Origin of the sequence: Terasakiella sp. (assembly GCF_048267425.1) — a bacterium.
GTDB lineage: Bacteria > Pseudomonadota > Alphaproteobacteria > Rhodospirillales > Terasakiellaceae > Terasakiella.
Window position 1 is genome coordinate 391,033 of record NZ_JBLWXN010000002.1, and the last position, 13,980, is coordinate 405,012.

Sequence of the window (13,980 nt, forward strand, 5' to 3'; positions counted from 1 at the left end):
TAATTTTTTAAGCCCATGATTTATCCTGCATATCAGAATTTTCGTTTTGCCGCAGTGACCTTTTCAAGATAGCGTTGGCTTTCCTTGGGCATCTTGGTTTGCAAACGTTGATACACTGCGCGTGGTGAAGATTTATTAATCAGAGCAAAGGCTTGGCTTCTGTTTTTATGGAAACTGCGCAAGACATTGCCTGCCCCGCCGTTATAAGCAGCAATCACGCAATATTCCCGCGTGGTCGGATTCTTAATCTGTTTAAGATATCTTGATTGCAGGATATAGAGATAGGCACACCCCATCCGAATATTATTTTCGGGATCAAATAAATAGCTACGTGTTGGCGTCCCCGCCCGCCCATGCACCACTTCATAGGCATCGCGCCCTGCCGTTGTCGGCACAATCTGCATTAAACCGTACGCAGGTACCCAACTGACCGCGTAAGGATTAAAATTACTTTCCGTCTGAATAATCGCATAGACCAATGAGCGTTCAAGGCGATAATGACCCGCATATTTATTCACCAGAGCGGCATATCGGTTTTGGCGGGTAGTGGTGTGATTACGCACCAGGGGGAACTCAACAAAGGTTTCCACCTTGGAGACCCCGTTTTCCAGCACCACAGTTCGCGACTGTTTTTTATGCTTGAGCAAATAATCCGCAAACCGGTTTGCGCGCCATTCCCATCGGACATATTTGCCATCCTGATCCATCACCTGACCATACAAAAACGGTTCTTTCCCCAATTTGACAGGATCGGCGGAAAACAAGTCAACCTCACGCGGGTCAATCGGTGACAGAAGGGTTGTCACAATGGCGCGTTTCAAATGATCCGGTTCCAATGTTTCCACCCGAACCAGTGATTTATCAAAATCAATAACGCCCCGGCTCTTATAATTATCACTATATTTTACAAATACTTTTTTGGATGGCGTGGTCGCATTGTCCTGCCCCCAAACGGTGATCACATCCTTCAAAAACTGTTGGGCAAATTTATCTAGACGTTCAATATCGCGCACAAGTGTTTTTGGATTGCTTGCCCAACCTGTTGCCTTGGACGTTGCAACGGAACGCACAGCCCCGCTTAGGGATCCACCACGTGCAGCCGTACTGATTGTCCGTACAATTTCAGATGTAGAACACGCCGTCAGCGCCGCTGGTAAGCAGCCCATTAAAAATGTACGCCGAGAAATCATGCAAAGACCTTTTGTTCAACACGGGTGTAAGTCATCCCCAATGTTATAGCGCGCATTCCCATAAAAAAGGTAAACGCCGCCCACAAACCATGATTTCCCCAGACCGACTGCAACATCAAACTTAAGGGAATATATACCCCCAACGATAACACCATCATATTGCGCAACATGCGCGTTTGCGTCAGGCCGAGATATATACCATCCATTTGAAACGCCCCGACCGCAATCACCGGCAAAACCGCCGCCCAGATCAGATATTGTTTTGCCGTATCCAACACAGCCGGGAGATTGCTAAACAGGTTAATCAACATATCCCCAAACAGAAAATAACATGCCGACAGACCAATCGCGGTTAAAAACGCTGCCTTGGTCGTCGCCCGAACGGCCCCTTGAAAGGCGAGACGGTCTTTTTTACCGACCCCATGCCCACACAATACTTCGACCGCATGGGCAAACCCGTCTAGCCCATACGAAGCAAACATCAAAAATTGCAATAAAATCGCATTGGCGGCCAATACCACATCGCCCATTTTCGCGCCTTGTGCCGTCAACCAGGCAAAGGCAGATAACAGGCACACGGTACGAATGAACAAGTCGCTGTTCATCGAAATTAATTTTGTAAACTTTTCGGTGACAAAGATAACCTCAGCGCGCCATGCACCTTCAATTTTCACCAAATTACGCCGCATCAAGATCAACCCGATACCCAGACCGCAATATTGGGCCAAAACGGTTGCAAGAGCGACCCCTTCCACCCCAAAGCCCAATCCCATAACAAACCACAGGTCCAGCACCACATTGGCAACATTCGTGGCAACCTGTTGTATCAGGACAGACTTTGTATCCTTACAGGCCAGCATCCAACCGATCAGGATATAATTGATCAAGGCCGCCGGGGCTGACCAGATCCGCACATGGAAATAGGTTTTGGCCAAGGCTTCCACCTCTGCGCTGGCGTCAATCAAATAAGCGGACACCTGAAAAATATAAGATTGCGCCCCCCATAACAGGGCACTCGCCAACAACGCCAGAATCAGGGCACGGGCAGACAAGGCACGCACTTCTTCCCCGTCTTCACGACCCAAGGCTTGCGCGGTCAATCCGGTGGTTGACAGCCTGAGAAACCCAAATCCCCAATAGATATAATCAAAGATTAAGCTGCCGACCGCAACGGCCCCAAGATAGGCCGCCGTCTCCATGTGCCCCATAACAGCCGTATCCATCGCACCGATCAGGGGCACCGTGATATTGGACAAAATAATCGGCAGGACCAGTGCCCAAATCGCAGGCGAATGACGCATAAAATCTACTTTTCGTGTAACTTCAAGGACAACGAATTAATGCAATAACGCAATCCGGTCGGTTGTGGACCATCTTCAAACACATGGCCCAAATGACTGTCACATTTTGCACAATGGACTTCGGTTCGTATCATACCGTGAGTCGTATCGCGATTTTCTTCTACACTGTCGGGATCAAGGGGTTGATAAAAACTTGGCCAACCGCTGCCGGAATCATATTTGGTATCAGAATCAAATAACGCCTCCCCACAGCCCGCACAATGATACACACCGGGTGTTTTTGTATCCCAATATCGCCCGGTAAAGGCGCGTTCCGTTCCATGCTGGCGACAGACCGCGTATTCATCGGGATTGAGTTGATCACGCCATTCTTCATCGGTTTTTTTTATTTTATCACTCATCACAACATTCCATTTCTTCTGTTTTTCCAAACAGTAACTTAAATGGAAAGAGGGGTCACGCAATACAAGGCCCACCTCACAGCCTTGTTACTGATCGCGGCGCAAAAAAATAAAATCACCGCCCACATCATGCCCGGCAAATCGAATATTGGAATATTGCGGCGTTTGGCGTGCATTCAATAAAACTTGGCGCCGCACTTCGCCAAACAACTGGGTGCCATCCAACATTTTGGTATTGTCGCGCAGGCTTTTTAAAAAGGCATAGGCGAAAACCGAATGTTGCCCCCCGCCCAGATCACTGACAGGTTCCAGCGCCCCGGACGCCAAAACTGTGCGCGATTTTCGCCCGGCAAGCGTTTCCAGATACGCGCTGGGTTGTTCTGTCAGTTTCAAACCGCGCGTTTGATCAAGTTCACCCGCTGATCGGGTTAATGTGCCCGCATAACAGCTATCAGCGACAATCATCACATGGCGCGCTTTCAATGCTTTCAACGTATCGGTGACATCCGCATTGGATACCCAGCGCGCGCGTGTCTGACGACTGGCATCAACTGGCAGCCAATAGCCGCGTTCACTTTCTTTATCCATCCAGCCATGCCCGGCATAATAGATCAAAAGATTATCGTCTTTTTTTAAGATTTTTCGATATTCATCCAAGGCGGCAATAATCTGATCGCGCGTCCCATTCAGCAAAAGCGTCACGGAAAACCCATAAGATTTGCGCAAAAGGGCGGCAACTTCCTTGGCATCCGTGACAGCTGTTTTTAATTTATCCAGATTGGGATAATCGTTATTGCCGATAACCAAAGCATAATAGCGCCCAAAACTGACATTTCCTGATTTAGCTAAAACAGCATTTCTCTTGATCAAGGGAATAGTTGGTGAGGGTTTTACAACAACGGGTTTGGCTTTTTGCGTTTCAGGCTGTTGAACCGGCTTTTTCACCTGTTCCTCACAACCTTTTCCCCCATATTCACACCATAAATCCATAAAAGTTGTCTGCGCATCAGGGGAAGAGGGCAAAACACATAACGTTATAAGAATAAAAAAGAAACCCCGCCTTATCATTCCTCCAAGAACTCCGCCCGACGTGTTTCAAATTCATCGCTGGGTAAACCATAGACCAGAACCAATTCGTTATCACCCGCCTTTACCAAGGCCGTTCCGTAAGCCTGACCTTCCCGAAAGCCCGCCACTTTAAAAACTGCGGGTCCCTTTATCTTGCCCCCAAAACAATTTAGGAAAGCATCCCCTTTCATAGCCATACCGCCCAGATTATACTGTCCCTCACATACTTTTTGATTATTTTGCGTATAAAAATCAAAAGGCTGTTTCATCCCTGTTCGCCCTGTCGTCAGAGCATATCCCAAAATTTCCTTGCGCCCTTTCGTATCCTTTACCAAGGCAATTGCCGGTAATTGCTTTCTAAAAGGTAGTTCTTTGGGGGGCACAAAAATCCGATCATCCAATGCCGCCAGCCGACATTCACATTTCTTCCCCAAATGACGGCTTAACTCCGCCATTCGTTGCATACAATCTTGCAATGTACGTCTCACCGCCGTACTGGCCTTGGCATGCCGCCAACGTCCGTTATAAGTTGCACATTGGGCAGGATGTCCGATCGCAATCGCGCGATGTTTCGGTTTATTCAACCAATCTTTGCCAAAACTATTTTCACTGAAAAACGGATATTTTGTCACATCCAACACTTGGCCCGGCATAGAACTATAACGGTTTGCCTGCCCTTCAATCACACTGAAATCCGAAAGATCATGCGCAATTAATGATCCGGAAGGGACATGGGTCAATCGACTGGTTTGACATCCTGCAAGGATAAGGATGCTCAAGAAAAAGCAGAACAAACGAACCATATTCCCCTCTAGGCATGAATATAATTCGCATCATAATCTCAAGAAAAGACAACTTACAAGAGTTTAATGACTATCAAAAACTTTCTTTGCAACTTTTTTCATTAATGTCGGCAGGGCATAATCCTGCAAATTTTCAGGCAAAACCCACAGGCCTGTTGTCGGTGGATTGCCGCTTATGCGCCCCTTCAACACCTTCAATTCAAGATGAAAATGCGTAAAAGTATGTCGCACAGTTCCCTCCAGTTCCGACCAAAGAGCCGGTGCAGGGGCTTTGCGTTGTGCATCTTGTCGGCTCACTGCCTTTTCCTGCCAATCACTTGACGGAAATTCCATCATGCCCCCCAACAATCCTTTTTCCGCGCGACGACGAATTAAAACAGCCCCATCCTTGCGCGTCAGCCAAAACACATAACCTGTGCGCGTCGGCTTTGGCTTTTTTGCTTCTTTCCTTGGATAGTCAGTGGGATCGGCATTCAATCGCGCTTCGCATGCTTTCATCCACGGGCACAAACCGCAGGCCGCCTTTTTCGGGGTGCAAATGGTTGCGCCCAAATCCATCATTGCTTGGGCAAAATCGCCCGCACGTGTGTCCGGCGTCAGGGTTTGAGCCAGTTCTGCAAGTTTCTTTTTCGCTTTTGGTAATTTTTCCTCAACTTTGAACAGCCGCGAAACCACACGTTCCACATTCCCATCCACCGGGGTTGCCTTATTCCCAAACGCGATTGAGGCAATGGCCGCTGCCGTATAAGGGCCGATACCGGGTAAATCCAGCAATCGTTTTTCATCTTCCGGGAAACGACCATTATATTGTCGTGTTACCACACCGGCACACTTATGCAGATTGCGCGCACGCGCATAATACCCAAGCCCCTGCCAAAGATGGAGCACCTCATCCAATTCTGCCCCTGCCAAATCCTGCACGGTGGGCCATTTTTCCAGAAAGGCCTTATAGTAGGATTTCACACTTGCCACTGTCGTTTGCTGAAGCATAATTTCGCTCATCCAAACTTTATAAGGATCGGCGTTTTGACCGGGCTCCATCCGCCACGGTAAATCACGGCGTTCGCGATCATACCAATCCAGCAATTGCGTTGCTCTGTCTGTCATGCAATATCCCACTGTGAATTTTTGAAAGATAGGAGTATTCTCTGTTCCATCAAAAGACAAGGACCTTTCATGTATCCCCTGCTGGACGACTTTATTATTCGTGAAGAACGACGGCGCAATCGTAGCCTGCCCAAGCGTTTTATCGCTTGGTTAAATGCGGATAAAGGCGAAAAAACCGCCAAACATCTGGAACGGACGCTTGCCAAACCCGGCAGTGAGAATATGGCTGTTCAGTTGTTAAAGAAAGCAGAAGAGGCCTACAAAGCCGACGATGTTTACAAAAAACAGGACGCCAAACGCAAACGGTCCCTCAAACAATTCCAAAAAGTCTTTGAAGATTGGTTAAACGGTAAACCCGGCACACCGTACCGCGAAGAAATGTTGAATGCCAAAGATGATATGGGCCGTGAACTGGCCAGATCAGATGCAGAAAGAGCCTTTGCCCGCGCCAATCCGCATCTTCTCCCCGATGACTACAAAGATGCCTCAAAAACCCGTATTCGCCCCGTTCGAAACGGTTATATGAAAGAGGTGGACGACCTGACCTTTGGCGTAATCGAACCGGGATTAAACCAGATGGGACTGGTCGGTGCCGATATTTTGCGCAGTTGGGACAAAATCGTCGGACAGGCACTTGCCCAAAACACACGCCCTGAACGGATTACCTTCCCGCCGAAAGAACGCGCGAACGCCACTTTATTTTTAAAGGTGCGCGCCGGTTTTAACACCATTGTGCAGCATCACAGCCCACAAATTATTTTTCGTATTAACGGTCATTTCGGATTTCGTGCCGTCAGTGAGGTTCGCATTTCCAAACGCCCGTTTGATGAAAATGAAACCACCGGCAGTCAGGTCAGTCGCAAAGTTCTTGCCCAACGGGTGCAACCTGTCGCCCAGCTTTCCCCACGCATGGCAGAATTAATTCATTCTATCAAAGACCCCGAAATGCGCCAAGCCTTTGAAGAATTAGGCAAAGTCATCGAAGCCAGAAATCGTTGAGTTACAAAATCATCCTTTTTTTGCCACAATCGGGCTCTAGCTTCTCCATAAGCTAGATAAATTGTTTATGTGCGGAGTCTCCCTCGTGAAAAAAATTGCCCGTTTTATTGCCGTTGCTGCGGTTGTTCTGTTCGCAGGTTTTAATGCCAATGCAGAAACTGAATATAAAGAACATGTCGTCGGCAATGCTGACGCACCGGTCACCCTTATTGAATACGCGTCCTATACCTGTCCGCACTGTGCTGACTTCCACAATGATATTTTACCGCAAATCAAAAAAGATTTTGTCGATACAGGAAAAGTAAAAGTCATTTTCCGTGACTTCCCGTTTGAACAGATCGGTGCCACCGCTGCGATGCTGTCACGTTGCGTTGAACCCAGCCGTTTTGATGGCTTCAACAGCCTTTTGATGCAACAACAAGCCAACTGGGTATCATCCAAAAACCCGATAGAAGCCCTGTTTAAACTGGCAAAACTGGCTGGCCTTTCCCAGGAAAAAATCGATTCGTGCCTTGCCGATGAGAAACTGCTGGATAAGATCATTGCTGTTCGCAAAGAAGCCATGGATACACATGGGTTCAACTCCACCCCCAGCTTTTTGATTAATGGCGAAAAAGTAGTCGGCAGCGGTGAATATGACCGCTTTAAAGAGATTATCGAAAGTAAGCTGGACTAATCTTCCGTTCAGTTTAAAATTGCCTTTGGAAAGACGCGCCACTAATATCCGGTGCGTCTTTCTTTTTTGTAATGGGCTTTTACGGGTAATTCCACACTTTGATCCAGTTCAAGAAACTCCGCTTAACCGGGTTTAAATCTTTTGTCGATCATTCCGAACTCCTGATCAATACCGGCTTGACCGGCGTGGTCGGGCCGAACGGCTGTGGCAAATCCAATCTGGTCGAAGCCCTGCGCTGGGTCATGGGCGAAACCAGTGCAAAACAAATGCGCGGCGGCGAAATGGATGACGTTATCTTTGCCGGTAGCGACAAACGCCCCGCACGTAACGTTGCCGAAGTCGGTATCTTGCTGGACAATTCCGATCGAACCGCACCAGCCCTGTTTAACGATGATGTTGAACTGCAAGTCACACGCCGCATCGAACGCCAAAAAGGATCCCTTTATAAGGTCAACGGGCAGGATGTCCGGGCCCGCGACGTCCAATTACTGTTTGCCGATGCTGCCACCGGGGCACGTTCCACCGCAATGGTTTCACAAGGTAAAATCGGCGCTATTATCAGTGCAAAACCCCAAGCCCGACGCACCATTCTAGAAGAAGCCGCCGGGATTACAGGCCTGCATTCACGCCGCCACGAAGCCGAACTTCGCCTGCGCGGCGCCGAAAACAACTTATCACGCCTTGATGATGTCCTCATCACGTTGGAAACCCAACAAAAAAACCTTGAGAAACAAGCCCGCCAAGCCAGTCGTTATCGCACCATTTCTGATCGCATCCGAAAGGCCGAAGCGCTTTTGTTCTATATGCGCTGGGGCAATGCACTGGACGACTTGGACAAAGCACGCAGTGCCTACAAAGAAGCTGAAAAACGGGTTAATGAACTTAGCTCGCGTGCTGGCGAAGCCTCCAAAGTACAGGCGGAAGCCTCACTCCATCTGCCTGCCTTGCGCGAAGCCGAAGCCGCAGCGGCGGCTGAACTGCACCGTTTATCCATCGCGCGTGAACAATTAGATGGTGAAGAAAAACGCCTTGAAGAAGCAAAAGCTGAACTGACGCGCCGTATTCAACAAAGCGCGCAGGATTTGGAACGCGAAAGTGATTTTTCCAAAGATGCCGAAGCTGCGCACCGCCGTTTGGAAAATGAACGCGAAACCATCCAGCTTCAGGGTGAAGATGATGACATGCTGCGCGAAGAAGCCTTGGAACGACTGGAAATTATTAAAGAAGAGGTCAGCCAGCGCGAAGAACGCCTCAATCAACTGACACAGGATGTCGCCCAAGCCGAAGCAAAACGCACGGGCCTGCAACGCCGCCTGGGTGAGATCGAGGTACAACTTCAAAAAAACAAGGCTCGTCAGGACGATATCCTGCACCAAAAAACCGAATTGGAAGCCACCCGAATTTCACCCGATGATCTCGCCCATGCCGAAGCAAAACTGGAAGAATTAAGCGAGCGTCGTCTCGAACAGGAAGAGGCCATCGAACAAGCCGAAGACAAACGCAGCACCGCGCAACAACATGTCCAAGCCGCCTTGGAAGCGTTGCGAACCTGCGAAAGCGCCGTTGCCAAACTCGAGGCCGAAGAAGATGCACTGGCTGAATTGCTGGATCCCAAAGAACGCGAAGCCGGCAAACCTGTTTTGGACGACATCAGTGTGCAACCGGGATTTGAAGCCGCCTTGGGATCCGCCCTTGGTGACGATCTATCCGCACCTTGTGACCCGGATGCCAGCTTACACTGGCAAGGCTTGCCCCCCTTGAATACGGCCCTTTCGTTACCTGAAAATGTCATCCCACTATCTGATGTCGCACAAGGTCCAAGCGCGTTGCAACGTCGCTTTATTCAAGTCGGCATTGTTGAAACCCCCAATGATGCCACCCGCCTTCAATCTGAACTACAACAAGGCCAACGTCTTGTCTCTAAAGTCGGTGGCATGTGGCGTTGGGATGGATTTGTCACCTTGCCCGGTGCCCCCAGTGCGGCGGCACAACGTTTAAAACAGAAAAACAGATTGGCCGAAATTCGCATTGCGTGGGAAGAAGCCCGACAAAAAAGCGACGAAGCGCAGGAACGTCTTGATATCGCCAAAGAAGCCGAAGCCAACTGTAGCGAACAGGAAAAGATCTTCCGTGAACAACTGCGACAAACCAACAGCCGATTGAACGAAGCCCAAAACGAGTTTTCAAATCTGAATAACAAACTCGCCAGTTTCGAAGCCAAACTGGAAAACCTGATCGAAACACTGGAACGCAGCCGCGAAGAAGGCGAAGATATCCAAGCAAGTCTGATCGAAGCGCAAGACGCCTTAGGCGAACTTCCCGCCGATAACGAAGGACGCGAACAGCTTGCCCTATTGCGCGAAGAATTGGCCGATAAACGCAATTTATTACTCGATCATCAAAGTGCTTATGAACGCATAAATCAAGATGCACAAAACCGTGCCCGTCGCCTCAGTGAAATTGGCGAAGAGATCGAAACGTGGAAAAAACGATCCGAACGCGCCCTCCATCACATGGACGAACTGAAAATGCGCCGCGAAGGATTGGTCGAAGAACTGGAAATCCTTGCCGAACGTCCACAAGAGATTGAAGAAAAACGCCATGCGCTTTTGGACGGTATTGAGCGTTCAAACGAAAAAAGAAAACTCTGCGCCGACAAACTGGTCGAAGCTGAAACCCATTTGCGTGAAGTGGACGGACATGCCCGTATGGCCGAAGCCGAACTGGCCAAATGCCGCGAAGAACGCGTACGTTTTGAAAGCCATGTCGAACAAGGCAAACAACTGTGCATGGCCTTGGCCGAACGCATTCGTGACCGTCTGGATTGCAAGGCCGAAGAACTGGAAAGTATTGCCGAGATTGAGGAAGGGTCCGAACTGCCGGATCTGGATGCCGCCGAAAAACGTGTGGACCGCCTACATCGTGAACGCGATACAATGGGGCCGGTAAACCTGCGCGCAGAAACTGAACTGAACGAACTGAACGAACAGGTCAGCACGATGACCAGCGAACGCGATGATCTTCTTAAGGCGATCGACAAGCTACGCCAAGGCATTGCGGAGTTAAATCGCGAAGGGCGTGACCGTCTCCTGACCTCTTTTAACGAAGTAAACCGCCATTTTCAGGAACTCTTTATCCGATTATTTGGCGGCGGTCAGGCACATCTGGAACTGATTGAAGATGACGACCCCCTTCAAGCCGGGCTGGAAATTTTGGCCTCTCCACCTGGCAAACGCATGCAAATCCTGTCTCTGTTATCTGGCGGGGAACAAGCCTTGACAGCTTTGGCTTTGCTGTTTGGGGTCTTTTTGACTAACCCGGCACCAATTTGTGTACTGGACGAAGTTGACGCCCCGCTGGATGATGCCAACGTTGACCGTTTCTGCACAATGTTGGAAGAAATGTCCAAAAGCGGACAAACCCGTTTTCTAATTATCACCCATCACCGCATGACAATGGCGCGCATGCACCGTCTATTTGGTGTCACCATGACAGAACGCGGTGTTTCTCAGCTGGTTTCTGTTGATTTACGAAAAGCGGAAGAACTGGTCGATACGTAAATCGAAGATGCGCCTTAATCCCACGTATAGTCTGTTTTTTCTTTCACACCGCGAATACGGATTTGGTTGTTGAAGTTTCGAACATCTGAATTTCTGCGAACGATCATTTCCAAAACATACTTTTGTGCACCGGTATCAACGTAGCCGTTGATGGTCACAATCGCATCTTTGACATCAACCTGAAGGTCTGTCGGATTATTCTGAAATGTTTTATCTATTTCACGGGTGATCTGTTGATAAATCCGTTGGTCTGCCGGCTCCATCGCGCGTGCAATATTACTGCCAACCACAAACATCATCCCTATAACCAATAGATACCCAAGGCGGTTGATCAAAGACTTTCTCCTATTACTCCCTGAATAAACAGAATGGGACGAAAAGACGTAAAGGTCAAACACAATCCCGAAAAAAGCAACCTAAGATTTCCTTTACAGATAATTTTCAAAATTCTCAGGTGCCTCTTTAACCTCCCCCATTGCCAAACGAAATTTTCCAGCTAATTTAATGCGTTAGACGCAAATCTTGTACTCTGTATAATAAGTGCGTAGAATCGAAAAAAATATTTCAGGCAAAGACGGTAGATGGATTTATTAGGGGCGTTCCTGATTGGCATGATTGCAATGGCTGGCTTAAGCGTGCCTGCGATCATATGGCTTTGGCAACGCGATAAAAAGACCAAGCAGGAACGCGAGGTGCTCGGTCACCAAATTATCCAGCTTCAGGAAGTTCTGGTCGGTATCCCCGACGGGCTTTATCGCTGGAATGTGGTTAATGGCGTTGAAAACTGTTCCGCACGCATGGCTGTTTTGCTGGACCTGCCCAAAGGAACCCAATCGCGTTACGGCGACATTCTCCAATGCTTCGACGAAGAAGCTGCGCGTACACTCAATGGTGCGGTCACAGACCTGCATCACGAAGGATTAAGCTTTGATATTATCCTGCCCCTTCATGGCGGGGATGACCGGGTTGTGCAAGCTGTCGGGCAGCGGGTCCTCAGTGAAAATGGCGATCCCTTGGTTGATCTGTTATGGATGCGCCTTGCCAACGGGGCCGTGGTGGCCAATGGACCGATGGCAAGGTCCCTGCAAACCATGACACAGGAACGTGACCGCCTCATCACTGTGCTGGAAAGCCTGCCTTTGCCCATATGGATGCGCGACAGTGCTGGTCATATCATCTTCCATAACCCGGCTGCCCCTGATGGTGATCATACCCGTCATATCGCCCAACGTGCGGCCGAGGCCGGACGCGCAGCAAAAGAACGCGTCAGCCTGCCCGTTGCCCAAAATGCCCGTTTATTCGAAGTAACCGAAATCCCTCTCCCCGGTGGCGAAGGATTAATCGGCCTAGCCGAAGATATCAGTGCGCTTGACCTTGCCATGAAAAATGCCAAACATGGTGAAAGCCTATTGCGCGCTGCCCTTGAAAACTTGGTCACCGCGATTGCGATTTTCGACGGCAATACGCGTTTGAGCTATTATAACAGTGCCTATGCACATCTCTGGGATCTCGACAAAAAATGGCTGGATGCACACCCTTCATACGGGGAATTGCTTGATCGTCTGCGCGAAACCCGTAAATTACCGGAATATGCCAATTTCAAAGCGTTTAGACAGGAACAACTGGCAAAATTTGTCGAACTTCAGGCCCCGGAAGAAACCAGTCTGCACCTGCCGGACAATTCCACCCTGCGCGCCATTATCAGCCCGCACCCGGTCAGCGGACTGGTGATGACGTTTGAAGATGTCACCGATACATTGGCCCTTGAAAGTTCCAACAAAGCCTTGTCAGCCGTTCAACGCGAAACACTTGATAACCTGTTTGAAGGTGTCGTCGTGTTTGGTCCCAACGGTAAAGTTCGCCTGTCCAACCCGGCCTTCAGCCAAATCTGGCATCTCCCGGACGGCTTTATGGCCACACATCCCCATATCACCGATGTCCTTGAAAAATGCCGTGATTTTTACGAAGGGGTTGAAAATTGGTCCAGTTTCCGCGAACAACTGGTGGCACGCATTATGATGCGCGAACCCAACAATCAACGCCTTGTGCGCAGTGACGGATCCATCCTTGAATATGCCTCCGTCCCTTTACCTGATGGCGGATCACTTCTGTCTTATCTGGATGTTACCGACAGCGCAATGGTCGAACAGGCCCTGCGCGAACGATCCGATGCCCAACACGAAGCCGATCGCCTGAAATCGGAATTTATCGCCAATGTGTCCTATGAAATCCGCACACCCCTGACAACGGTTGCCGGATATGCCGCCCTGTTATGTGAACAGTATTTCGGTGAACTGAACAATCGACAGATGGAATATGCCAAGGGCATTCAAACCAGCGCAGATCAGCTGGCCACCCTCGTCAACGATATTCTGGAACTTGCGAGTATCGAAGCCGGACAGCTTGCCCTTGAACTGGATAGTTTCGACGTTCAAAACATGATGGTGTCCGTTCTGGGACTGGTTCGCGAAAGTGCCAAGCATGCCCGGCTCAGCATTGAATTCAACTGCGCACAAGATATCGGGTCCATTACGGCTGATGAAAAACGTCTCAAACAGGTTATGTTCAACCTGTTGACCAATGCCATTCGCTATACCCCGCCAAACGGTGTGATTACAATCACGGCACAACGCGACCCTCATCAATTGGTCTTCAGCGTCGCAGATACCGGGAGCGGTATCCCGCAAGCCGATCAGGATCGCATTTTTGGCAGTTTCCAGCGCGGTGACCATGACGCAAGCGGACAAAGCGGGGCCGGATTGGGATTAACACTGGTCAAACGCTTTATTGAGTTGCATAACGGCACCGTCACCTTGGATTCCATCCCAGACAAGGGCACGATGGTGACCTGTCGTATTCCGTTATAAAAAGGGAA

At 49.3% G+C, this 13,980-nt stretch carries 11 protein-coding genes; 4 read left to right on the forward strand and 7 right to left on the reverse strand.

Annotated features, from left to right (window positions below; translation table 11 throughout):
- Window positions 1-32 precede the first annotated feature (32 nt).
- The 6 genes from ACN0VA_RS04985 to mutY all read right to left on the reverse strand — a co-directional run bounded on the left by ACN0VA_RS04985 (window position 33) and on the right by mutY (window position 5,870).
- Window positions 33-1,190 carry a murein transglycosylase domain-containing protein gene (locus tag ACN0VA_RS04985; protein WP_417820083.1) on the reverse strand — a complete coding sequence of 386 codons (1,158 nt, stop codon included), beginning with the start codon at window positions 1,188-1,190 and terminating at the stop codon, window positions 33-35.
- Window positions 1,187-2,491, reverse strand: a complete 1,305-nt coding sequence (locus tag ACN0VA_RS04990) for an MATE family efflux transporter (protein WP_417820084.1) — start codon at window positions 2,489-2,491, stop codon at window positions 1,187-1,189. The genes ACN0VA_RS04985 and ACN0VA_RS04990 overlap by 4 nt, the downstream gene beginning before the upstream one ends.
- Window positions 2,492-2,496: 5 nt before the next feature.
- Complete coding sequence (gene msrB / locus ACN0VA_RS04995; RefSeq protein WP_417820085.1) at window positions 2,497-2,892, reverse strand: peptide-methionine (R)-S-oxide reductase MsrB; 396 nt, start codon at window positions 2,890-2,892, stop codon at window positions 2,497-2,499.
- An 87-nt stretch (window positions 2,893-2,979) separates the two neighbouring features.
- Window positions 2,980-3,837 carry a caspase family protein gene (locus ACN0VA_RS05000; protein WP_417820086.1) on the reverse strand — a complete coding sequence of 286 codons (858 nt, stop codon included), beginning with the start codon at window positions 3,835-3,837 and terminating at the stop codon, window positions 2,980-2,982.
- A gap of 119 nt (window positions 3,838-3,956) precedes the next feature.
- Window positions 3,957-4,763 (reverse strand): hypothetical protein, encoded by an 807-nt coding sequence (locus ACN0VA_RS05005; RefSeq protein WP_417820087.1) that lies wholly within the window; start codon window positions 4,761-4,763, stop codon window positions 3,957-3,959.
- Window positions 4,764-4,826: 63 nt separating this feature from the next.
- Complete coding sequence (gene mutY, locus ACN0VA_RS05010; RefSeq protein WP_417820088.1) at window positions 4,827-5,870, reverse strand: A/G-specific adenine glycosylase; 1,044 nt, start codon at window positions 5,868-5,870, stop codon at window positions 4,827-4,829.
- Between the two features lie 69 nt (window positions 5,871-5,939).
- On the opposite strand from mutY, the gene ACN0VA_RS05015 reads away from it, so the two are divergent.
- The 3 genes from ACN0VA_RS05015 (at window position 5,940) to smc (ending at window position 11,105) form a co-directional block, all read left to right on the forward strand.
- Window positions 5,940-6,869 (forward strand): DUF721 domain-containing protein, encoded by a 930-nt coding sequence (locus tag ACN0VA_RS05015; protein WP_417820089.1) that lies wholly within the window; start codon window positions 5,940-5,942, stop codon window positions 6,867-6,869.
- Between the two features lie 85 nt (window positions 6,870-6,954).
- The gene (locus ACN0VA_RS05020) at window positions 6,955-7,545 is read left to right on the forward strand and encodes a DsbA family protein (protein ID WP_417820090.1); all 591 of its coding nucleotides are present in this window, start codon (window positions 6,955-6,957) and stop codon (window positions 7,543-7,545) included.
- Between the two features lie 98 nt (window positions 7,546-7,643).
- Window positions 7,644-11,105 (forward strand): chromosome segregation protein SMC, encoded by a 3,462-nt coding sequence (gene smc / locus ACN0VA_RS05025; RefSeq protein WP_417820091.1) that lies wholly within the window; start codon window positions 7,644-7,646, stop codon window positions 11,103-11,105.
- A gap of 14 nt (window positions 11,106-11,119) precedes the next feature.
- Here smc and ACN0VA_RS05030 read toward each other — a convergent pair whose 3' ends face one another.
- Window positions 11,120-11,440 carry a BON domain-containing protein gene (locus ACN0VA_RS05030; RefSeq protein WP_417820092.1) on the reverse strand — a complete coding sequence of 107 codons (321 nt, stop codon included), beginning with the start codon at window positions 11,438-11,440 and terminating at the stop codon, window positions 11,120-11,122.
- Between the two features lie 246 nt (window positions 11,441-11,686).
- Between ACN0VA_RS05030 and ACN0VA_RS05035 the strand changes: the two genes are divergently transcribed.
- Window positions 11,687-13,972 (forward strand): ATP-binding protein, encoded by a 2,286-nt coding sequence (locus tag ACN0VA_RS05035; protein WP_417820093.1) that lies wholly within the window; start codon window positions 11,687-11,689, stop codon window positions 13,970-13,972.
- The last annotated feature ends 8 nt before the right edge of the window (window positions 13,973-13,980 follow it).